This window comes from Microbacterium sp. NPDC078814 (genome assembly GCF_040702645.1).
Taxonomy (GTDB): Bacteria; Actinomycetota; Actinomycetes; order Actinomycetales; family Microbacteriaceae; genus Microbacterium.
This window is the reverse complement of record NZ_JBFBLT010000004.1, coordinates 384,896-406,523: the sequence shown is the minus strand read 5'-3', so window position 1 is coordinate 406,523 and position 21,628 is coordinate 384,896. Positions and strand designations below refer to the sequence as shown.

16 protein-coding genes and 1 tRNA gene are annotated in these 21,628 nt (G+C 72.1%); 12 read left to right on the top strand and 5 right to left on the bottom strand.

The window, feature by feature from the left end; all coding sequences use genetic code 11:
- Positions 1–35 precede the first annotated feature (35 nt).
- Together nudC and AB0300_RS10720 are read left to right on the top strand one after the other, a co-directional pair.
- Entirely contained in the window at positions 36–917 is an 882-nt protein-coding gene (nudC, locus tag AB0300_RS10725) for an NAD(+) diphosphatase (protein WP_366215967.1), read from the top strand.
- Entirely contained in the window at positions 914–2,635 is a 1,722-nt protein-coding gene (locus tag AB0300_RS10720) for an ATP-dependent helicase (protein WP_062633693.1), read from the top strand. Before nudC ends, AB0300_RS10720 begins: the two co-directional genes overlap by 4 nt.
- 821 nt (positions 2,636–3,456) lie before the next feature.
- Here AB0300_RS10720 and AB0300_RS10715 read toward each other — a convergent pair.
- Entirely contained in the window at positions 3,457–4,857 is a 1,401-nt protein-coding gene (locus AB0300_RS10715) for a zinc-dependent metalloprotease (protein ID WP_366215966.1), read from the bottom strand.
- A 118-nt stretch (positions 4,858–4,975) separates the two neighbouring features.
- Between AB0300_RS10715 and AB0300_RS10710 the strand changes: the two genes are divergently transcribed.
- The 3 genes from AB0300_RS10710 (at position 4,976) to AB0300_RS10700 (ending at position 10,229) form a co-directional block, all read left to right on the top strand.
- Positions 4,976–6,067, top strand: coding sequence for a PDZ domain-containing protein (locus AB0300_RS10710; RefSeq protein ID WP_126894608.1), 1,092 nt, complete (start codon positions 4,976–4,978; stop codon positions 6,065–6,067).
- Positions 6,068–6,141: 74 nt separating this feature from the next.
- The gene (locus AB0300_RS10705; protein WP_025102983.1) at positions 6,142–9,048 is read left to right on the top strand and encodes a UPF0182 family protein; all 2,907 of its coding nucleotides are present in this window, start codon (positions 6,142–6,144) and stop codon (positions 9,046–9,048) included.
- A 338-nt stretch (positions 9,049–9,386) separates the two neighbouring features.
- Positions 9,387–10,229 carry a universal stress protein gene (locus tag AB0300_RS10700; RefSeq protein ID WP_085607058.1) on the top strand — a complete coding sequence of 281 codons (843 nt, stop codon included), beginning with the start codon at positions 9,387–9,389 and terminating at the stop codon, positions 10,227–10,229.
- A gap of 8 nt (positions 10,230–10,237) precedes the next feature.
- On the opposite strand, the gene AB0300_RS10695 is transcribed toward AB0300_RS10700, so the two are convergent.
- Both AB0300_RS10695 and AB0300_RS10690 read right to left on the bottom strand, forming a co-directional pair.
- Positions 10,238–11,113: an aminoglycoside phosphotransferase family protein gene (locus AB0300_RS10695; RefSeq protein WP_366215965.1), complete on the bottom strand. Its 876-nt coding sequence runs from the start codon at positions 11,111–11,113 to the stop codon at positions 10,238–10,240.
- Between the two features lie 87 nt (positions 11,114–11,200).
- Positions 11,201–11,274 (bottom strand) — tRNA-Met (locus AB0300_RS10690).
- A 78-nt stretch (positions 11,275–11,352) separates the two neighbouring features.
- On the opposite strand from AB0300_RS10690, the gene AB0300_RS10685 reads away from it, so the two are divergent.
- Positions 11,353–12,162 (top strand): carbon-nitrogen hydrolase family protein, encoded by an 810-nt coding sequence (locus AB0300_RS10685; RefSeq protein ID WP_029989311.1) that lies wholly within the window; start codon positions 11,353–11,355, stop codon positions 12,160–12,162.
- Positions 12,163–12,172: 10 nt separating this feature from the next.
- Here AB0300_RS10685 and AB0300_RS10680 read toward each other — a convergent pair whose 3' ends face one another.
- Positions 12,173–13,375 (bottom strand): aminotransferase class I/II-fold pyridoxal phosphate-dependent enzyme, encoded by a 1,203-nt coding sequence (locus AB0300_RS10680; RefSeq protein ID WP_085607380.1) that lies wholly within the window; start codon positions 13,373–13,375, stop codon positions 12,173–12,175.
- Positions 13,376–13,470: 95 nt separating this feature from the next.
- Between AB0300_RS10680 and AB0300_RS10675 the strand changes: the two genes are divergently transcribed.
- Genes AB0300_RS10675 through AB0300_RS10665 form a run of 3 tightly spaced genes read left to right on the top strand, consistent with a single transcriptional unit; the run spans position 13,471 to position 17,777 of the window.
- Positions 13,471–15,045, top strand: a complete 1,575-nt coding sequence (locus AB0300_RS10675; RefSeq protein ID WP_085607064.1) for a trypsin-like peptidase domain-containing protein — start codon at positions 13,471–13,473, stop codon at positions 15,043–15,045.
- Between the two features lie 45 nt (positions 15,046–15,090).
- Positions 15,091–16,344: a CDP-glycerol glycerophosphotransferase family protein gene (locus AB0300_RS10670; RefSeq protein ID WP_249521514.1), complete on the top strand. Its 1,254-nt coding sequence runs from the start codon at positions 15,091–15,093 to the stop codon at positions 16,342–16,344.
- Positions 16,341–17,777 (top strand): CDP-glycerol glycerophosphotransferase family protein, encoded by a 1,437-nt coding sequence (locus tag AB0300_RS10665; protein ID WP_249521515.1) that lies wholly within the window; start codon positions 16,341–16,343, stop codon positions 17,775–17,777. The genes AB0300_RS10670 and AB0300_RS10665 overlap by 4 nt, the downstream gene beginning before the upstream one ends.
- 10 nt (positions 17,778–17,787) lie before the next feature.
- Here the strand turns inward: AB0300_RS10665 and AB0300_RS10660 are convergent, their stop codons facing one another.
- A complete protein-coding gene (locus AB0300_RS10660; protein ID WP_366215978.1) occupies positions 17,788–18,813 on the bottom strand; it encodes a glycosyltransferase family 2 protein in 1,026 nt (341 codons plus the stop codon).
- A gap of 151 nt (positions 18,814–18,964) precedes the next feature.
- On the opposite strand from AB0300_RS10660, the gene AB0300_RS10655 reads away from it, so the two are divergent.
- From AB0300_RS10655 to AB0300_RS10645, 3 genes are all read left to right on the top strand, one after another.
- Complete coding sequence (locus AB0300_RS10655) at positions 18,965–20,248, top strand: CDP-glycerol glycerophosphotransferase family protein (protein WP_366215964.1); 1,284 nt, start codon at positions 18,965–18,967, stop codon at positions 20,246–20,248.
- On the top strand, positions 20,245–21,015 hold the full coding sequence (locus tag AB0300_RS10650) for a biotin--[acetyl-CoA-carboxylase] ligase (protein ID WP_366215963.1): 771 nt from the start codon (positions 20,245–20,247) through the stop codon (positions 21,013–21,015). The genes AB0300_RS10655 and AB0300_RS10650 overlap by 4 nt, the downstream gene beginning before the upstream one ends.
- Positions 21,016–21,109: 94 nt before the next feature.
- Complete coding sequence (locus AB0300_RS10645; RefSeq protein ID WP_081811543.1) at positions 21,110–21,622, top strand: PH domain-containing protein; 513 nt, start codon at positions 21,110–21,112, stop codon at positions 21,620–21,622.
- Positions 21,623–21,628 lie beyond the last annotated feature (6 nt).

Below are 21,628 nucleotides of genomic sequence, written 5' to 3'. Positions count from 1 at the left end.
TCCCGCCTCCGCCACGCCCGTGAAAGGGGGAGTCGATGAGCATTCCGCGCCCGTTCTTCGACCGCGCCGCCGAACTCCGCGAGGAGGAGGGCGTGCTCGACCGTCTGCGCGACGACACGGGCTCGCGCGTCGTCGTCGTCCGGGAGGGACGTGTGCGCGTGGCGGCCTCCGCGCTGCTGCGCGTCTCGCCGGACGAGGTCGCGGACGGGACATGGGCGCTGCTCGGCCGGGATGCCGACGGCGCGGCGCTCCTGCTCGCCGCGCTGCCGCCGGAGACCGATGCCCTCGACACCGCGCCCGACGAGATCTGGCTCGGACTCCGCGACCTCGGCGGGCGCCTGGACGCGGGGGAGTCCGAGGTCCTGGTCGCCGCCGTCGCCCTGGCCGGCTGGCTCCGCGACGCCCCGTTCTGCCCCACCTGCGGCGGAGGGACGGAGCTGCGCAACGCGGGCTGGTCTCGACGGTGCCTGGTGTGCGGGCGCGAGCACTTCCCGCGGACCGATCCCGCCGTGATCGTCGCCGTCGAGAGCGCGGACGGCGAGCGGCTGCTGCTCGGCGCCAACGCCAACTGGGGCGGACGCATGTACTCCTGCTTCGCGGGTTTCACCGAGGCGGGCGAGTCCCTCGAAGCCACCGTGCACCGGGAGATCGAGGAGGAGTCCGGCGTGCGGCTGTCGGCCCTCCGCTACGTCTCGTCGCAGCCGTGGCCGTTCCCGCGGTCGCTCATGGTCGGCTTCCGGGCGGTCGTCGAGGACGACGCGGCGGCGCGCCCGGACGGCGAGGAGATCATCGACGTCCGGTGGTTCACGCGGACGGAGATCGGCTCCGCGCTCGCGGGGAACGGTCCGGTCGGACTCCCGGGGCCGGCCTCGATCGCGCGGGCCCTCATCGTCGACTGGTTCGAGGAGCGCCCGTGAGCGCACTCGATGCCCTCGACGAGCGGCAGCGAGCGGCGGCCTCGGTCCTGCGGGGCCCGGTGGCGGTGCTCGCGGGGGCCGGGACGGGCAAGACCAGGGTCATCACGCATCGCATCGCGCACGGGGTGGACACGGGTGCCTACTCGCCGTCGCGCGTGATGGCGGTCACGTTCACCGCGAAGGCCGCCGGCGAGCTCCGCGGCCGCCTCCGTGCGCTCGGGGTCGAGGGCGTCGCCGCCCGCACCTTCCACGCGGCGGCCCTCGCACAGCTCAACTTCTTCTGGCCCACCCTGGCCGGTGCGCCCGCGCCGTCGATCATCGACAACAAGGTGCGCCTGCTGGGCCAGGCCGCCGATGCCATCCGCCTGCGTCCGAGTACGGCGACCCTGCGCGACATCGCCGCGGAGATCGAGTGGCGGAAGGTCTCGATGATCTCGATCGACCGGTACGCCGAGCTCGGTCGCCCGATCAGCGGGATCGACCCCACGCAGCTCGTGGAGCTGATGCGCGGCTATGAGGCGCTCAAGGACGAGCGTCATCAACTCGACTTCGAGGACGTGCTGCTCGCCTGCGCGGGGATGCTGGAGACCGAGCCCCGGGTCGCGGCCGCCGTCCACGAGCAGTACCGGCACTTCACCGTCGACGAGTTCCAGGACGTGTCGCCGCTCCAGAACCGGCTCCTGGAGCTCTGGCTGGGCGATCGGCACGACATCTGCGTGGTCGGCGACGCCAGCCAGACGATCTACTCGTTCGCCGGGGCGGAGCAGCGCTTCCTGCTCGAGTTCGAGCGGCGGCACCCCGACGCGACCGTCATCCGTCTCGAGACGAACTACCGGTCCCAGGCCCCCATCCTGACGGCGGCGAACGCCTTGATGCACGGCAGGCCCGGCGCGCTGGAGCTGGTCCCGGCCCGGGAGCAGTTCACGGCGGAGCCACCGACGGTCACCGCGTACGACACGGAGGCCGAGGAGGCCGCGGGCATCGCCGCCGGCGTCGCGGCACGGATCGCCGGGGGCGCGTCCCCGGCGGAGATCGCCGTGCTGTATCGCGCCCATGCGCAGTCCGCGGTGCTCCAGCAGGCGCTCGCCGCCGAGGGCATCGCCACCTCGGTGCTCGGCGGCACGCGGTTCTTCGCCATGCCGGAGGTGCGCCAGGCGATCCTCGCGCTCCGTGCGGCGGCGGTGGCGCCGACCGAGCACGGATTCCTGCCCGGGGTGCGACGGGTGCTGCGCGAGCTGGGACTCACCGAGGAGCCTCCGGCGGCCGGGGGAGCCCAGCGCGACGGGTGGGAGGCGCGGCGTGCCATCCTCCGTCTCGCGGAGGAGGCGGGGCCGGAGACGACTCTGCGGTCCTTCAGCGACGAGCTCATGGCCCGCGCGAAGGATCAGCACGAGCCGACGATGCGGACGGTGACGCTGTCGACGCTGCATGCCGCGAAGGGCCTGGAGTGGCCGCACGTGTACCTGGCCGGATGGGCGGAGGGGTCTCTGCCCATCTCCTACGCCACGACGTTCGAGGCCGTCGATGAGGAACGGCGTCTGGCCTACGTCGGGGTCACGCGGGCTGCGCGCACGCTGGAGCTGTCGTGGGCACGGACGGCGGGGCGCGGCGAGCGGGCGCCGTCGCGGTTCCTGGCGGAGATGGGCACGACGGCGCGTGGCACAGGCATTCTGCGCGAAACCGCACCGAACGCCACGCGATCCCGCCGTCCGCGCTGACCCTGGCGATGCGCGCCGGATCGGCCGCGCGCAGGAGATGCGCGGCGACGGCCCCGGCGGCGGCCACCCTGGCGAGCGTGAGGCGTCCGGGGTCGCGGCCGACGAGCTGACCGTGCAGGAGCGGCCAGGCCGGATCGCGAGCGGTGTCCTCGGCGTCCCGGCAGCTCAGACACGGCGTGACCCCGGGGATCACGAGCGGCCCCACGGTGATGCGCGCGGGCTCGACCGCGACGGGCAGGTGCGGGTGGTCGGCGCGCAGCATCGGGGCGAACTGCACGGCGGCCGCCGCGCCGGGGACGAGGACGACGGCGACCGCCGTCGACCCCCGCTCCTCGGCCGTCGCGAGCGGCACGCCCTCGTCCTCGAGCGTCTCGCACAGCCGCCCCTCCGCGCGCGTGTCGGTGAGGCCGAGCGCGGAGACGCGGGCGGCGCGCGGCGGAGAGGGCTCGTCCTGCAGCGCGGGTTCGACGACGGCCAGCAGCCGTCGCGCCTCGGACCACGGTGCACCCGCGCGGTGCGCGATGACGTCGAACGCGCTGCGCCGGAATCCTCGGCGCATGCGGCTGAGGAGCCGTTCGACCCACGGTGCGGAGGCCGGGACCCGGATGCCGGGGTCGTCGCCGATCTGGAGGGTCGTCCCATCGCGCCACAGCAGCGGGAACGCGGGATCGAGACGGGTCAGGGTCGTCGGGGTGAGCGGCACCCCTCGATTCTGCGGAGCCGCGCGACGCCGCAGACCGGTTCGAGGGATCGGTGGAGAAATCGGCGGGCTCTGCCCGGTCGGGGAGGGAGAGTGCCCAGCCGCCCTCGATGACCCGGGCTCAGACCGGGCGCTCGCCCTCCGGAGCGTCGTCGTCGCCGTCCTCGCCGCTGCCCTCGGCCGGCGTCTCCCCGGAGAAGTCGTCGCCGTCCAGCAGGCGCGCGAGCGCCTCGTCGAACTCGTCCGCCTCGGGCTGCTCCCCGCGCTCGGCGGCCTGCAGACGTGCGATCAGCGCCGTCGGGTCGTCGATGTCCTCGGCGGTGGGCATGAGGTCGGGGTAGTCCCACAGGGAATCCCGGGCGGCGACGCCGACGGCATCCGTGACCGCGCGCCACATGGCCGATGCCTCGCGGATGCGCCGCGGGCGGAGCTTGAGCCCGACGAGCGCGCCGAGGGCGTCCTCCGCCGGGCCGCCGACCGCGCGACGGCGGCGGGCCGCCTCGGCGATCCTGCCGCCGTCGGGCAGCCGGGTGGTGGCCTCCGCCGTGACCACGTCGACCCAGCCGTCGATGGTCGCGATGAGGTTCTCCAGGCGGGCGAGGGCCTCGCGCTGCGCCTCGGTCTGCGTGGGCAGGAGGGCGCCGCCCTCGATCGCCGCGCGCAGCTCCTCGGGGTTCGAGGGATCGAGGCGGCTCGCCACGTCCGCCAGGGCGTCGACGTCCACCGTCACGCCGCGGGCGAAATCGGTGATCTGCGCCATCACGTGCAGATGCAGCCACTTGGCGTGACGGTACAGGCGGGCGTAGGCGAGCTCGCGGGTGGCGATGTAGAGCGCGATCTGGTCCTCGGGGATCTCGAGCCCCTCACCGAAAGCCGTGAGGTTCTGCGGGATCACGGCGGCCGTGCCCGCCGGCAGCACGGGGATGCCCACGTCGCCGCCGGAGACGACCTCGAGCGAGAGGTTGCCGAGCACCTGCCCGAACTGGGCGGCGAAGACGGAGCCGCCCAGGCCCCGCATCAGGCGTCCCGCACCCTGCACGACACCGCGCATCTCCTCGGGGACCTGGGTGTCGAGCGCGGCCGTCAGGGCGTCGGCGATGCTCGTCGAGACGGGGCCGGCGATCTCCTTCCACACCGGCAGCGTCTTCTCGACCCACTCGCCGCGGGTCATCGCCACCGGGGGAGCGGCGAGTTCGGAGATGGTGGTCACCTCGCCCAGCCACAGGTTCGCCAGAGCGAAGGAGTCGGCGAGGGAGGATCGTGAGCCGTCGGCGATGCCCTGGCCCTCGCGGTTGGCGATGTGCAGGGCCTGCCGGAGCGAGTTCTCCCATGGATCGCCGCCGAAGGCACCCTGGAGTTGCGCCATGATCGTCTGCATCATCGCCGGGTCGAACGTGAAGCCGTCCATCCCCTGGAAGGCGCCGCGCAGCGCCTCGGGGTCGATGTCGCCGCCGCCCTGGTTCGAGAGCATCCGTCGCAGGAACTCCTGGAAGTCCTCCGGGTTCGGTTCGTTGTCTGCCATGTCGCTCGCCCTCTCAGCACGTCTGAAGCCGTGGCATCTACGCTAGTCACAGGTTTCAGTGCGCGACCCCGAAGCGGGCAGATCGCTGTACGCCGCTCGCGAACGACGGAGGATTGCTGTGGAACGACCGCGCGCAGGGAAGCTCGGACTCGGGGTCTGGGCGCTGGTGGTCGCGCTCGCGGCGCTCGCCGTCCTCACGTTCCTGCCCTCGCCGTACGTCATCCAGCGCCCCGGTCCGGTGTACGACACCCTCGGCACCGCGAAGAACGCGGACGGCGAGCAGGTCCCGCTCATCAGCGTGGAGGGGACGGAGACCTACGAGACGGGCGGAACGCTCGACCTCACCACCGTCCAGGTCGTCGGCAACCGGGAGCGCACGCCGAGCTGGTTCGAGCTCGCCCTCGCCTGGATGGACGCGTCGCGGGCCGTCGTGCCGCTGGACGCGGTCTTCCCCGAGGGCGTCACCACCGAGCAGCGGGACGAGCGCAACGCGATGCTCATGGTCGACTCGCAGCACGAGGCGACGGCCGCCGCGCTGAACGAGCTCGGCTACGACACGGGAGCCGAGGTCGTCGTGGTCGATGCGGTCGAAGGGTCGCCGGCCGACGGTCTGCTCCAGGCGGACGACGTGATCACCGCGATCGACGGCACGCCCGTGACCTCGGCCACCGCGCTGCGCGAGGCCATCCAGGAGGCGGGCGGCGATCCGGTCGCGCTCACGGTGCGCCGCGACGGCGACGAGCAGACCGTGGAGATCACGCCAGAGGAGCAGACCCAGGACGGCACGACGACGTGGCTGATCGGCATCACGCTGCGCACGGACTACGACTTCGAGGTCGACGTCACGATCCAGCTCGACAACGTCGGCGGCCCCAGCGCGGGGATGATGTTCGCTCTCGGGATCATCGACACCCTGACGCCGGGCGAGCTGAACGGCGGCAAGGAGGTCGCGGGTACGGGGACGATCGACGCCGAGGGGACCGTCGGGCCGATCGGAGGCATCCGCCAGAAGCTCTACGGCGCCCGCGACGCCGGTGCGGACTACTTCCTCGCCCCGGAGGCGAACTGCGACGAGGTCGTGGGGCACGTGCCGGACGGCCTGCAGGTCATCCGCACCGCGACCCTCGACGAATCGCTCGCGGCGCTGGAGGTCATCGCCGAGGACGGCGACGTCGACGCGCTGCCGACCTGCGACATCCCGGCCACCTGAACCGGCGCGGGTCGTGACCCCGCCGTGACCGGTGTGACAGCCCGCCCACAGCGAGCGGTGCCTAGGATGGAGGGGTGACCTCGACCCCAGCCCAGCCCCCGGCCACGCCTCGAACCTCCCGACGCATCCTCGGAATCTCCCTGGTGATCATCGCCGCGCTCATCGCGGCGTTCTTCGTCTTCGCGTCGCTCTACACCGAATTCCTCTGGTTCGACCAGGTCGGGTTCACCGGCGTGCTCACCACGCAGTGGATCGCGACGGCGGTGATGTTCGTCGTCGGCTTCCTCGGCATGGCCGTGCCGCTGTTCGTCGTCATCCAGCTCGCGTACCGGCTCCGCCCGGTCTACGTCCGGCTGAGCTCGCAGCTCGACCGCTACCAGGAGGTCATCGAGCCGCTGCGGCGCCTGGCGATGTGGGGCATGCCCATCTTCTTCGGCCTCTTCGCGGGCTTCGCGGCAGCGGGCAACTGGAAGACCGTGTGGCTGTGGGCCAACGGCGTCGCCACCGGTGAGGTCGACCCGCAGTTCAAGGTCGACACGGGCTTCTACATGTTCGCGATGCCGTTCTACTCGATCCTCCTCGCGTTCGTCTCGGCGGTCCTGCTGCTCAGCCTCCTCGTCACCGCACTCGTGTCCTACCTCTACGGCTCGGTGCGCGTCGGCCAGGGCGAGCTGCGCATCTCCAAGCCGGCCCGCATCCAGCTCGCGGTCATCGCGGGTCTCTACCTGCTCGTGCAGGCGGCGAGCCTGTGGCTGGATCGCTACAAGACCCTCGTCGAGCCGGACGACCGCATCACGGGTGCCGCCTACACCGGCGCCAACGCGACCATCCCCGGCCTCGGCATCCTCGCGATCATCGCCGCCGTCGTCGCCATCCTCTTCTTCGTCACGGCCGTCATCGGCCGCTGGCGCTTCCCGCTCGCGGCGACCGCGCTGCTGATCGTGGCCTCGCTCGTCATCGGCATCGGCTACCCGTGGGTGGTCACCACCTTCCAGGTCAAGCCGAACCAGAACGCCTACCAGGCCGAGTACTACCAGCGGAACATCGACGGCACGAAGGAGGCCTACGGCGTCGCCGACCTGGAGACCACGGCCTTCGAGGCCGAGACCGACGCCGAGGCGGGGCAGCTCCGCGCCGACGCCGAGACCACCGCGTCGATCCGCATCATGGACCCGAAGGTCATCCCGCCGACGGTCCGTCAGCTCGAGCAGTACCGCGGCTACTACCAGTTCCAGACGACCATGGACGTCGACCGCTACGAGATCGACGGCGTGAAGCAGGACACCGTCGTCTCCGTCCGTGACCTCGACATGTCGGGCCTCGGCGACGGCGACAACTGGAACAACCGCGTCGCGGTCTACACGCACGGCTACGGCCTCGTCGCCGCGGCGGGCAACCAGCGCACGACCGACGGCGAGCCCGTCTTCCTCGAGCGCGGCATCCCGACCTCGGGCTTCCTGTCCGAGCAGGGCGACTTCGAGCCGCGGGTCTACTTCGGCGAGAACTCCCCGGAGTACTCCATCGTGGGCGCCCCCGAGGGGGCCGACCCGGTCGAGATCGACTACCCGCGGGGCAAGGACGGCTCGAGCGAGACGAAGACGACGTTCTCCGGGAACGGCGGGCCGAAGATCGGCGACAGCTTCACCAAGCTGCTCTACGCGCTCAAGTTCCAGTCGGAGCAGATCCTGTTCTCGAACCTCGTCAACGAGGACTCCCAGATCCTCTACGACCGCGACCCGAAGACCCGCGTGCAGAAGGTCGCGCCGTACCTCGAGCTCGACAGCGACCCGTACCCGAGCGTCGTGGACGGCCGCATCGTCTGGATCGTGGACGGCTACACGACGAGCTCGACCTACCCGTACTCGACGAGCGTGAGCCTGTCCGACGCGATCGCCGACTCGAACGTGCCGACGCCGTCGCTCGCGATCGACGACATCAACTACATCCGCAACTCGGTCAAGGCCACGGTCGACGCCTACGACGGCTCGGTCACGCTGTACGCCTGGGACGAGGAGGACCCGGTCCTGAAGACCTGGCAGAAGGTCTACCCGTCCACCCTCAAGCCGATCAGCGAGATGTCCGGCGAGCTCATGAGCCACGTCCGGTACCCGACCGATCTGTTCAAGGTGCAGCGCGACATCCTCGGCATCTACCACGTCGACAAGGCCGGCTCGTTCGCCCAGCAGGACAACCGCTGGCAGACGCCGAACGACCCGCGCAGCGACGCGATGCTGCAGCCGCCGTACTACCTGACCATGCAGATGCCGGGTCAGGACGAACCGCGGTTCTCGATGTTCTCCACGTTCATCCCGGCCTCCCAGGGCGCGGGTGGAAGCCGTGACGTGCTGATGGGCTACCTCGCCGTCGACTCGGATGCCGGCGCCGAGAAGGGCGTGAAGGCCGAGGGGTACGGGCAGCTGCGCATGCTCGAGATCGACACCGACACCACGGTGCCCGGTCCCGGTCAGGTGCAGAACACCTACAACTCCGACACCGCGGTGGTCCCGCAGCTCAACTTGCTCCAGCAGGGGGAGTCCGAGGTCATCTACGGCAACCTGCTGACCCTGCCCGTCGGTGGCGGTCTGCTCTACGTCCAGCCGGTCTACGTGCAGTCGTCCGAGGGGACGCAGCTGCCGCGTCTGCAGAAGGTGCTCGTCGCCTTCGGTGACCGGGTGGCCTTCGAGAACACGCTCACCGAGGCGCTGGACACGCTGTTCGGCGGCGACTCCGGCGCGACCGGTGGTGACGACGAGGTCGAACCCACCGATCCGGGCACGACCGATCCCGACACCGGCGAGACGCCGACCACGCCGACGCCGACGGACGAGCAAGCCGATGCCCTGGCGAAGGCGCAGCAGGCGCTGCTCGACCGCCAGGCGGCTCTCGCCGAGGGCGACCTGGAGAAGTTCGGCGAGGCGGACAAGCGCCTCACCGCGGCCGTCGAGAAGCTCCTGGAGCTGGAGGCCGCCGCGGGAGAGTGATGCTCCCACGCACACGAAAGGGCACCCCTCGCGGGGTGCCCTTTCGCATTCCCGGAACTCGCGGTGCGCCGGAAGCCGGTCCGCCGCACCAGGCGCTCGCGCGAGATCAGGCGACAGCCTGCACGCGAGCCTGATTCCGCGCGGGTGCCTGGTTGCGCGCGTGGCGCGGCGGGACAGGCGTTCTCGCGGCAGCAGGCGGGCGCGCGAGGTCAGGCGCCCTCTGGGCAGGAAGCCTGAACGGGCGCGAGTGCCTGAGCCGGCGGAGGGTTTTGTCCGGGACGGACCGTCGCGCGGGGAGGGGGTGGCATGGGAGGGTGGAGGGGAACAGGGAGGGTGCCGTGGCTGAGCGCATCGTTGTGGGAGTGGTGGACACGTCGGCGGGACGACGAGCACTGGAATGGGCCGCGCATCGCGCCCGGTCGCGGAAGGCCTCGCTGCTCCTCGCGAGCGTCGTCGGGGGAGCGGTCGGTGCCGTCGGGGAAGGCCCCGTGGTGGACGCCGCGATCGCGGCGGCGCGGAGTCTGCTGGAGGAGCACGCGGAGACGCTGAAGGCCCAGGGGCTGGACGTCGACATCGTCGTGCTCCGCGGCGACCCTGTCCGTCAGCTCGTGTCGACCACCGCGGGAGCAAACCTCCTCGTGATCGGCAGCGACTTCCGTCCCGATGACGCGGACAGCCCGCGGCGCGGGGCCCACGGGCTGCGCATCGTCGCCGACTCCTCCTGCCCGGTCGTGGTGATCCCCGACATCGAGACGAGCGACCGTCGCGGTGTGGTCGTCGGGGTGGACGGGTCTCCGATCTCGGAAGCCGCCGTCGCCTTCGCCGCTGCCGAAGCCGACCGTCTCGGCGAGCCCCTCGTCGCGGTGACGGTATGGACTCCCGTCCCCCTCCCGCGCGGAGCGAGGGCGTATCCCGAGCAGTACCTCTCCTCCATGCAGGAGCTGTCCGAGGAGACCCTCGCCGTCGCTCTCGGCGGATTGCGCTCGACCTATCCGGATCTCGAGATCCAGCCCCGAGTCGAACGCGGATATCCGTCCGAGGTCATCAACCGCGCCGCCGCCACCGCGAGCCTCGCCGTGGTCGGCTCGCACGGGCGGGGCGCGGTCGCCCGCTTCCTGCTCGGCTCCATCAGCCACGAGGTGCTCGCCGCGCTCGTGGCGCCCACCGCCGTCGTCCGCTGACCGGAGGCCTAGAGCGGGCTGGTCAGCACCTCGTGGAGCACGCGTCGGCTGTCGTCGCCGCCCGGCCCTGACCCGTCGGAGAGAGTCACCAGGGCCTTCCAGAGCGCCCAGCCGCGAGCCCGTCGCCAGGTCGCGGCATCGAGGTCGACGGCGTCGCGGAATGCATCGCGCGCGTCCCCGTCGAAGGACGTCCATGCCATGACGAGGTCGCAGGCCGGATCGCCGACGCCGCAGGTGCCGAAGTCGATCATGGCCGACAGGCGGCCGTCGCTGACGAGCAGGTTGCCGACGGCGACGTCGCCGTGGAACCAGACCGGCGAGGACTCCCACGCGCTGCTCGTCGCGTCGAGCCAGACGCTCCGGCAGAGTTCCGCGTCCAGGATGCCGTCAAGCCGCTGGAGCGCGGCGTGGACCTCATCGCTGTAGACGCTCGGATGCGAACCGCGGAAGAACGAGTGCCGGCCGGCGGCCCGCCCCGCGTGCACGCGGAGAGACCTCAGGACGCGGAGGAGGCCCCCGAGATCCGCGGCGAGGCGAGCGCGATCGATCCCCGTGGCGTGGTCGACGGTGTCGCCGTCGAGCCACCGGCGGATCGACCACGGCAACGGATAACCTCGACCGGGTTCCCCCAGCGCCACGACGGAGGGAACCGCGACGGGGAGCCTTCCGTCGAGGAACTCGAGCGCCCTGCTCTCCTTCTGCACGGCCGCGGCGTAGGCCTCGGCACGAGGAAGTCGCACCGACAACTCGTCACCGAGACGGAACGTCCTGTTGTCCCACCCCTGACGCGCCACGGCGCGGACGGGAAGGTGCGCCCAGCGGGGGAACTGCTCCGCGACGAGGTCGGCGACGAGCCGCTCATCGATGTCGACCGGTCGGTTCACCCCTCGATACTCGCAGAGCTCGGCTCCCGCCACATGCGAAAGGCCCTCCGGCCTGGGATTTCTCCCGGCCAGAGGGCCTTTCATTTGTTGCGGGGACAGGATTTGAACCTGCGACCTCCGGGTTATGAGCCCGGCGAGCTACCGAACTGCTCCACCCCGCGCCACAAGAGATAACTTATCACGGATCCGGGGAGCCGTCGAATCGAGCGCGGCGGCAGCGGGTGCGAGAGGATGGCGTCATGTCTGAGAACACCGCCGTGCCCGTCGCCGTGTGCCAGTTCGCCCCCACGGATTCCCGCGAGGCCAACCGGGAACGGATCGCGGAGCTGGCGACGGAGGCCGCGCGCCTCGGGGCGAAGCTGATCGTGTTCCCCGAGTACTCGAGCTACTTCGTCGACCCGATGGACGAACGCCTCGCGGCGAATGCGGAGGGTCTCGACGGCGAGTTCGTGACCGGGCTGATCGGTCTGGCCGCGGAGCTCGCCGTCGTCATCGTCGCGGGCGTCACGGAGAGGGCCTCGGACGAGGGGCGCGTGCGCAACAGCGTCGTCGCCGTGCGCGGCGACGGCATCCTCGCGGTCTACCGGAAGCAGCACCTCTACGACGCGTTCGGGCAGACCGAGTCGGACTGGGTGGAGCCGGGGGAGATCGGCGAGCCCGCGGTGTTCGAGGTCGGCGGACTGCGCTTCGGGCTGATGACCTGCTACGACCTGCGGTTCCCCGAGCTGTCGCGGCTTCTCGCGGTCGCCGGTGCCGATGCGCTCGTGGTGCCCGCGGAGTGGGTGCGCGGACCGCTCAAGGAGCAGCACTGGACCACCCTGCTCGCCGCGCGGGCCATCGAGAACACGGTGTTCGTGATCGCCGCCGACCACCCGGCGCCGATCGGCGTGGGCCACTCGCGCATCGTCGACCCGCAGGGCGTCGTCCGCGCCGGCATCGGCTCCGAGCCCGGAGTGGCCCTCGGCGTGGTCGACGGCGCGGCGATCGCGCGCGTCCGTGCGACCAATCCCTCGCTGCGGGCCCGCCGCTACGCTGTGGTGCCGCGCTGACCGGACCCGCTCACGGGTTCAGGCCGGCGAGGCGCGCCGCCGCCTCCTCGAGGACATCGATGCGCTTGCACGCCGCGAAACGCACGAGCCCCGCGTACGCCGAGCGCTGCGCGGGGGACACGAAGGCAGTGAGCGGGATCGCGACGACGCCGGCCCGGTCAGGAAGCGTGCGGCAGAAGGCCGCCGCATCGGCGCCGCCGAGCGCCGTCGCATCGGCCACAGTGAAGTAGCCGCCCTGCGGTGCGTGGACCGTGAAGCCGGCGGCGCGGAGACCGTCGCCGAGGATCGCGTGCTTGCGGGCGAGCACGGCGGCCGCGTCCGTGAAGAACGCGTCGTCGAGGCGGAGCCCGACGGCGACGGCGGGCTGGAAGGGGGCGCCGTTGACGTAGGTGAGGTACTGCTTGACGGTCAGGACGGCCGTGATGAGTGCGGCGGGGCCGTGCATCCAGCCGATCTTCCACCCCGTGGTCGAGAAGGTCTTCCCCGCCGATGAGATGGTGAGCGTCCGCTCCGCGGCACCGGGCAGGGTGGCGATCGGGACGTGCGGGGCGTCGAAGGTGAGGTGCTCGTACACCTCGTCGGTGACGATCACGGCGTCGTGCCGCGCGGCCAGGCGCACCACCTCGCGGCGCACCTCCTCGTCGAAGACGGCTCCGGTGGGGTTGTGCGGGTCGTTGACGAGGATGATCCTGGTCCGGTCCGTGACGGCCTCCGCCAGCTGATCCAGGTCGGGCTGGAACCCGGGCGCCCGCAGGGGCACCGTCCGGAGCCGGGCACCCGCGAGCGCCACCGCGGCGGCGTACGAGTCGTAGTAGGGCTCGAAGACGACGACCTCGTCCTCCGACCCGTCGATCAGGGCGAGCAGGGTCGCGGTGAGGGCCTCGGTGGCGCCGGCCGTCACGATGACCTCGGTGCCCGGGTCCACCTCGAGTCCGTAGAACCGCCGCTGGTGCTCTGCGATGGCCGTCAGGAGGTCGGGGAACCCGCGTCCCGGCGGGTACTGGTTGACCCCGTCGGCGATCGCGGCGCGTGCGGCGTCGAGCACCGCCTCCGGGCCGTCCTCGTCCGGGAAGCCCTGCCCCAGGTTGATGGCTCCGGTCCTGACCGCCGCGGCGGACATCTCTGCGAAGATGGTGGGCGCGACGGTTCCGTCCGCGTCGAGCAGACCGGCACCGGCCGCCGTGCGACGCCATGCGCCGGGGATGACACTCATGAAGAACAGGCTAAGGCCATAGCGGAAACTCACGCTGGGCATAAGGAACGCACAGGGATGCGGGGCATCCTGGAGGGGCGTTGAAGGAGCACACCATGAACCAGGACAACCCGCAGGACCGCCCGGCACCGGCGTCGGACGACGCCGTGTCGGCCGGACACACCCCCCAGACCCCTCAGACCCCCGAGGCCGCGCCGAGCGCGCCGTCTCCGGCCGCCGACGGCACCCCTGTGACGGGCGCTCCGGCCGCTTCCGCCCCGGTCGCCCCGCAGGGCCACCACATGCCGCCGACGTTCGCGTCGCACGCCGCCGGCACCCCGACCGTGGCACCCGTGCCGCACGGGCTGGCCGCGCCCGGTCCCGCCGCGGCGGGCGTCCCCGGCGCCGCATTCGGCGTCCCGGCGCAGGACACCCGGTCGCTCGACGGCACCGTGCCGCCGGCCGAGCAGGCCCCCGCGGCCACGAAGGAGAAGTCGCGCGGCGGCACCCGCGTGGCGGCGTTCATCGTCGCGGCCGCCCTCGTCGGCGGCGTCGCCGGATTCGGCGGCGGCGCCCTGCTCACCGGGCTGCAGGACTCCCCGTCCTCCGGCACCGCTCAGGGCCCGCAGACCGTCACCGTCAACAACCCCGGCTCGGTCAACGAGACCACTGCCGTCGCGACCGAGGCCCTGCCCTCCGTCGTCACCATCGAGGTGGCCGGATCGCAGGAGGCCGGCAGCGGCTCGGGCGTCATCATCAGCAAGGACGGCTACGTCCTCACCAACACCCACGTGGTCACCCTCGGTGGGGCGGCGGCCGATCCGACGATCCGCGTCACGACCTCCGACGGCCGTATCTACGACGCCACCGTGGTCGGCACGGACCCGATCTACGACCTCGCGGTGATCAAGCTCACCGACGCCGAGGGCCTCACGCCGATCGAGTTCGCGGACTCGTCGAAGCTCAACGTCGGCGACACCGCCGTCGCGCTCGGCGCCCCGCTAGGCCTGGCGAACTCGGTCACCACAGGCATCGTGAGCGCGCTGAACCGCAGCATCCAGATCGCCTCGTCCGCGCTTCCCGACTCCTCCTCCGAGGACGCCCCGCAGCAGCAGGCGCCGGAGGACGGGCAGAGCGAAGGGCCGTTCCAGTTCGATCTGCCCGGGAACAGCGGGCAGCAGGCCACCGAGTCGATCTCGATCGCCGTGATCCAGACGGATGCCGCGATCAACCACGGCAACTCGGGCGGCGCCCTCGTCAACAGCAAGGGCGAGCTGATCGGCATCAACGTCGCCATCGCGAGCTCGGGCAGCTCCGAGGAGTCGGGCTCGATCGGCATCGGCTTCGCCATCCCGTCCAACATCGCCAAGCGCGTCGCGGACGAGATCATCGCCGACGGCGCGGCCACCCACGGTCTGCTCGGCGCATCGGTCCGCGATGCCTCCGGCGTCGAGGGCGCGACCGAGGCCGGTGCGTACATCGCCGAGGTCACCGACGGGGGCGCGGCCGCGGCCGCGGGTCTCCAGGCCGGCGACGTCGTGACGAACTTCAACGGGGTGCCGATCACGAGCGCGACCGACCTGACCGCTCAGGTCCGCGCGGCGGCGGCCGACAGCACGGCCGACGTGACCTACGTCCGTAACGGCAAGCAGAGTCAGATCGAGGTGACGCTCGGCACGCTCGCCGGCTGATCGCCCCGTCAGAGAAGGACGCCACCCGCGCGATAGGCTCGCCGGGTGGCGTCCTTCTCTTTCGGCACCGGCAACGCGGCCAAGCTGCTCCGGATCCCGCTGTACGCCCTCGGTCGCCTGGGCACCCTCGTCGTGCCGCGCGGCCGGCGCTGGGTCTTCGGCTGCGGCGCCGGCGTCGGCGACGGCGCTCTCGCCCTGCACCGGTATGCGGCAGCGGAGGGGCACGACACCCTCTGGCTGACCGGGTCGGCGCGCGAAGCGGCCGACGCCGAGGCCCTCGGCCTGCGGACCGTCCCGCGGGGCGGCCTCCGCGGCTGGTGGGCCACCGCCCGCGCCGGCGTGCTGGTCGTGACGCACGGCCTCGGCGACGTGAACCGCTACGGCAACGGCGGTGCTTTCGTCGTGCAGCTCTGGCACGGCATCCCGCTCAAGCGCATCGGACTCGACTCCCCGGCCACGACGCAGGTGCCTGCCGTCCCCGGCGCCCCGATTCTGCGGCGCCTCGTCGGGCTGCTGTACCGCGGCGCCGCGCAACGGATCCGCGTGCTCCCCGCGGCGTCGCACCGGGCCAGGGCACGCCTCGAGTCCGCGTTCGGACTGAGCGACGACCGGGTCGTGGTCACGGGGGAGCCGCGCGTCGACGTGCTGTCGATCGGCGCACCCCAGGAACGCCGCGCCCACGCACGGGCTCTGCTCGCCGAGGCCGTGGGTGCGATCGGCGACGCCGACCGCGTCGTGCTCTATGCCCCGACGTGGCGGGACGGCGCCCCCGACCCGTCCGTGCCGACGGCCGAGGAATGGATGCGGATCATCCGGGTGCTGGAGGAGCACGACGCCGTCCTGCTCGTGCGCTCTCATCCGCTCGGCGACGGCAGCTACGCGCCGCCCCTGCCGACGACACGGGTGCGGGCGCTGCCCAGCATGGTCGTCAGCGATGTCACGCCGCTCCTTCCTGCCGTCGACATCCTCATCACCGACTACTCCTCGCTCGCCTACGACGTGGGCCTCCTCGCCATGCCGGTCGTCTTCCTCGCGCCGGATGTGGCGGAGTACGCCCGGACCCGCGGTTTCTACGGCCGCTTCGAGGAGGTCGCCGCGTCGGGCGTCGCGACCGGGTGGGAGCCCGCACTCGCGCGGCTGGCATCGCTGCTGGGCGACGCGGCCGCGTTCGACGAGGCCGCCGGGCGTTCCGCTACGCTCAGCGCGGAGATGCACGCGTTCCGCGACGGCCAGAACACCCGTCGGGTGTACCGCGCGATCCGTGCGCGGGGGGTCCCCGCGCCGAAGGGAGCAGAATGACGACGGCCCGCATCGATGACACGGCACAGGCGCTGGTCATCGCAGGGACCGGGGAGCGTCCGACGAGCGCCGAGCTCATCGGGCCGCGAGCGCGGGTGGAAGCCCGCCTCACCGGCGGGGGAAAGACCTGGAAGGCGACGTTCGCGCTCCGTGCGTCGCGATGGGGCGGTCCGGAGCTGCCTCTGCCATCCGGGGAGTACGAACTGCGCATCGAGGGCGTCGATCTGACGGCCCTCCGTCTCGCGCCGGTCGTGCTCCCGGGCGTGCGGATCGCCGTCGACGGCGCCGTCGCCCGCATCGGCGCTCCCCTCGACCCGGTGTACGACACGGCGGAGGGACGCTCCACGCTCGAGGAGCGGTACGTGGCGCAGGCCGGCGGCACGGAGAACGCCGTATTCTTCGAGAGCTTCTACGGCCGGAGCGTGGGCTGCAACCCGCGCGCCATCGACCGGGAACTCGCCCGGCGCGCCCCGCAGGTCCGCCGGTACTGGAGCGTCGTGGACCTGTCGGTCGAGGTGCCGGACGGCGCGATCGCGGTGATCGAGGGCAGCCCGGAATGGTGGCGTGCTCGCGGCGCCGCGCGGCTCCTGATCGTGAACGACTGGATGCGGCGCCGCTTCGTGCGCAAGCCGGGGCAGAAGGTGCTGCAGACCTGGCACGGCACGCCTCTCAAGCGCCTGGCCCTGCACCGTCCCGGCTTCGACCCCCGCCGGATGGCGGCGGTGGTCAAGGAGTCGCGGCGGTGGGATGTGCTTCTGGCGCAGAACGCGTACGCCGCGCGGATCCTCCGCAAGGCCTACGCGTTCTTCGGGCGGCCGATCTGGATCGACGGCTATCCGCGCAACGATGCGCTGCGCACGGGTGACCCGGTCGCGGTGCGCGCGGCGCTCGGCATCGGGGCGGACGAACGCGTCCTGCTCTACGCGCCGACCTGGCGGGACGACCGGGCGGAGATGGTCGACTTCGTCGATCCCGAGCTCCTGGCGCGGCAGACGAACGCGGTCGTGCTGGTGCGCGGTCACTCGCGCACGCTGGGGGAGGGCAGGGACCGTGCCGGCGCGCGGGTGATCGACGTGACCGGCTACCCCGAGACGTCGCAGCTCCTGCTCGCCGCCGACGCCCTCGTCACGGACTACTCCTCCGTCATGTTCGACTTCTCCGTCACAGGCAAGCCGATGTACTTCCTCGTGCCCGACCTCGACCACTACCGCGGCCAGCTCCGGGGCTTCTACTTCGACCTGGCGGAGCGGGCACCCGGCCCTCTGGTCCGCACCCAGGACGAGCTCGTGGCGGCGATGGCGGACGAGGGCCACCGGGAGCGCTACGCCGAGCGCTACGCCGCCTGGCAGCGGCAGTTCAACGCGCTCGACGACGGCCGGGCCGCGCAGCGGGTGGTCGATCGGATCCTCGACCTCGGATTCGTCACGCCGTAGTCGTCGGAGGTCAGGGCAGCGGGGTGTTGCGCGTGCCGAGCCGGGACGCGTCCACGGTGTCGCCGGCTCCGCGCAGCACGCCCCCGAGGAAGCCCAGGCCCCACGAGAGGTGCATGGTGGGCAGCACGAGCAGCGTCCACAGGCGCTGCCGCACGCCGCCCCCGCCCGGGGCGAGGGCCACGCCGATCACGAGCAGCACGTAGAGCGCGAGCGGGAGGTAGACCAGGCCCGAGGCGATGAGGGAGACCGTGCCGGACACGACCCCGGTGAGCTGCAGGATGCCGAGCACGACGGCGAGCACGACGAACAGCAGGAGCACCGGCGGGGCGAAGTAGCGCAGACCGTTGCGGCGCCCGAAGCGGCGCACCAGCTCTCCTCGCCAGGCCCCCGTCGCGCGGAACTGCCTGGCCAGTCGCAGCCAGCTCTCCCGGGGCCAGTAGGTCACCGCCAGCTCGGGGTCGAACCATACGCAGTGACCGGCCTGACGGATGCGCAGGTTCAGCTCCCAGTCCTCGCCGCGGCGGATCGACTCGTCGAAGAGACCGACCTCGTCGAGGACCTCTCGTCTCATCACACCGAGGTAGGCCGACTCGGCCTCGCCCTCGACCCGGCCGCCGTGATACGCGCCGCCGCCGAGGCCGACGGGGGAGTTGTACAGCCGGGCGACGGCCTTCTGGAACGGGGTGCGGCCCTCCGCGTGCATGACGCCGCCGACGTTGGCCGCTCCCGTGCGCTGCAGGGTCTGCAGGGCACGGGCGGCGTATCCGGGGGCGAGCTCGGAGTGCGCATCGACCCGGATGACGGTGCGGTAGCGGCTGGCACGGATCGCGGCGTTGAGCCCGACGGGGATGTGCGCGGCGGGATTGTCCACCAGCTGGATCCGGTCGTCGGCGGCCGCGAGGCGGCGGGCGAGGTCGGTGGTGCCGTCCGATGACGGTCCCAGCGCGAGGACGAGCTCGGTCGGAACCCCCACCTCCTGGGCCAGCACCGAGGCGACGGCGTGCTCCAGGTAGGCGCGTTCGTTCAGCACCGGCATCACGAAGGACACCCCGGTGACGGGGGCGGGGGATCCGTTGGCTGGCACACGTCGATCATGTCACGCGCGCCTCCCCGCGCTCTCCCAGGCGGAGCATCGGGACCCCGGGGCGCCCAGGGGGGACGACAGCGGGACGAACTATCCTGGAGGGATGGGTGCACTGTCTGACGCGAAGAAGGCCTATCGGCTCCTGCGACGGGCGCTCGCGTCCCGGTCCGCGGTGCAGCGCGTCCGTCGCCGCCTCGCGGCCCAGGAGGCCTATCCCGCCGATCACTTCCGGGTCGCGGTGTACTTCGCCGACGGCGCGGTGAACATGTACCAAATGCGCCAGTGGTACCGCCCGCTCGCCGCGCTCGCGGAGCGCTGGCCCGTCGTGGTGCTGGCCCGCCAGGCGACCGGAGCGGAGAAGCTCCTCGAGGAGGACGCGCCGCCCGTCGCCTTCGTGCCGACCGTGCGGGATCTCGAGCGTTTCCTCGCCACGCAGGACATCCGCGTCGTGCTGTACGTCAACCAGAACACCCGCAACTTCCAAATGTTCCGCTACGGCCGCCGCTGGCACGTGTTCATCAACCACGGCGAGTCCGACAAGATGTACATGACCACGAACCAGTACAAGGCGTACGACTACGCCTTCGTGGCCGGGCAGGCCGCCAGGGACCGCCTCTCGCGCACGCTGTGGGACTACGACGTGGAGCGCCGCACGATCGAGATCGGCCGTCCGCAGGCGGATCACTACTCGGGCTCCCTGCCGTACACCCCGGACGACCGCCTCGTCGTGCTCTATGCGCCGACCTGGGAGGGGGACCGCCCGAGCGCCCACTACGGCTCGATCGCGTCGCACGGCGAGCGGCTCGTCGCCCGACTGCTGGAGACCGGTCGTCACCGGGTGATCTACCGCCCGCATCCGCGGAGCGGCGTCGTCGACGACGCCTACGGGGCCGCCCACCGCCGGATCATCGCCGCCATCGCCGCAGCGAACGCGGCTGATCCCGCCGCTCAGCACGTGTACGACGACGGTGCGGAGCTGGGATGGCAGCTCGCGGCCGCCGACGTCGCCGTGGTCGACATCTCCGCGATGGTCTACGACCGGCTCGCGGCCGGGAAGCCGCTCATGATCACGCGCCCGGTCGACGACCGTGCGGCCGTCGACACCACCGGCTACCTGTCGGACTGCGAATGGCTGACCGCGGAGTCTGCGGACGACATCGTCGCCGAGCTCGAGCGCGTCCGGGCCGACGAGGCGGCGGTCGCCCGCCTGCAGATGTGGGTCCGCCACTACTTCGGGGACACGACGCCGGGGGTCGCCACGGAGAAGTTCCACGCCGCCGTCGACGGGCTCATGGCGGAGTGGGAGCGCTGGCGCGACCGCGAGATCGGCGCCGTCCGCGGCGACGAGGACGACGATGACGACGAGGCGGACGACGAGGACGTATGAGCACCGGGTTCCCGCGCGCCGCCGCGCTCGCACCGCGTCTCGAGGTCCTCGACGCGACCGGATCGACGAATGCCGACCTCCGCGCGAAGGCGCACGACGCTCGCGCCTGGCCGCACCTCTCCGTCCTCCTCACCCGTGACCAGACGGCGGGACGGGGGCGCCTCGACCGCCGCTGGACCGCTCCGGCGGGCACCGCGCTCGCGGTGTCGGTGCTCCTGCGCGACCTCCCGACGGATCCCCGCGCCCGGGGATGGATCCCGCTCGCAGCCGGTGAGGCGATGACGGCCGCTGTCGCCGCGCAGCTCCCGGATGCCGAGGTGGCGCTCAAGTGGCCGAACGACGTGCTCGTCGACGAGCGCAAGATCTGCGGGATCCTCGCCGAGGCGGGCCCGGACGCGGTCATCGTGGGGGCGGGGGTCAACACGGCCATGGCGGCCGCCGAGCTCCCGGTGCCGACGGCCACGTCGTTCGCGGTGCACGACGTCGTCGCCGACGAGGACGCGCTGCTGCACGACTATCTCGGTGCGCTCGACGGGCACCTGCGCGCGCTCGCCGCCGCGGGAAGCGCGGTCACGAGCGGGCTGCGCGAGGCGGTGACGGCACGCTGCGCCACGATCGGACAGGCCGTGCGGGTGTCCCTCCCCGGCGGACGGATCCTCGAGGGCATAGCCGTCGGCATCGATGCGGAGGGGCGCCTGCTCGTCGCCGCGGAGGGGACCGCGCAGGCCGTCTCCGCGGGCGACGTCGTGCACGTGCGGCCCGCGTGACGCGGGGACACGCCGCCCCGCGGACGGCGTTGTCCGCGATCCCGGGCACAATGGGGGTGTGACCCAGCCCGTGACGCTCGGCGGAAGACCGCTGATGCCGCCGCCCGGCACCCCCGCCGAGGAGCTGCTCATCGCGCGCTTCCGCAGCCACGCGCGTCGCCTCTTCTGGTCTGCGCTGGTGCTCATCGCGGTCTTCGGGGTCACCGCGTACTTCTACGGCAACCTGCCGGCCGGGTTCGAGGACTGGATGCTGCTCGCCGCCGCCGGCCTCGTCGTCCTCGTGGCCGTCGTGATCCCGTTCATCGTCTGGTACTCGCGGACGACGACGATCACCACCCGTCGTGTGATCGCGGCGCAGGGGCTGGGTTCGCGGCATCGCCGGGAGATGTCCCACGCGCGCGGCTACACGATCGGCGTGCGCCGCGGTCCGCTCCAGCGGATGTGGGGCTGCGGCACGATCACGCTCTCCAACGGCGTCGACGCCCCGCTGCGCCTCGTCAACGTGCCCAACGTCACCCTCGTGCACGAGACGCTGGCCGACCAGATCGAGGTCGGCCAGATCCTGGCCCACCGCGACGCCCAGGCGAGCGGCGACGACCTGTCCTGACCCGCC